General features: G+C 39.8%; 1 pseudogene. It reads right to left on the bottom strand.

The features are described 5' to 3' along the window. Window positions 1–322: 322 nt before the first annotated feature. Window positions 323–523 (bottom strand): annotated as a pseudogene (locus AB840_RS18035) (hypothetical protein); the annotation flags it as partial.

Here is a 523-nt window from a genome sequence, read left to right as displayed (position 1 = left end):
AAGAAGGGCTCGTTCTCCAGCGAGGAATCTGTCTTCAAGGTTCTCTATCTCAGGGTAAAGGAACTCTATGCCAAGTGGGAAGGGCATCATATCCAGAACTGGGCGATGGTCAGAAACCAGTTGGCTATGGATGATAAGCTGCAAGCTCGTATCCTGAAATACGAGAAATTTTAAAGCCAGCAATCACTGGTAACGCATCTTCTTTTATGATACCTAAAAAAACTTACACACTTAACTTGACAAACCCTGGCGCGAAGCAGGATAGCATTAGCCTTTGATATTGTCAATATCTCTTTACACTTTTTCCTCGAGGATATTCGATCTACGCTGCATCCTTCAATGAGCGGTAATACTGTTGTCTCTTAATCATTGGAGGTAATCCTCCATTGGTGGAGCAGATTCTTCGGTTATTCCAGTAACTAATGAAATATCTCCATATAATTGTTTTCATATGTTCAACAGTTGTTTTTGAAGCATTATATCGATTATAGATTAGTTCTTCCTTTAATCTTGCCCACATACT

It is taken from the genome of Megasphaera cerevisiae DSM 20462 (assembly GCF_001045675.1).
Taxonomy (GTDB): domain Bacteria; phylum Bacillota; class Negativicutes; order Veillonellales; family Megasphaeraceae; genus Megasphaera; species Megasphaera cerevisiae.
Note: the sequence above shows the minus strand (reverse complement) of the source record. Positions and strands in the feature narration are given on the sequence as shown.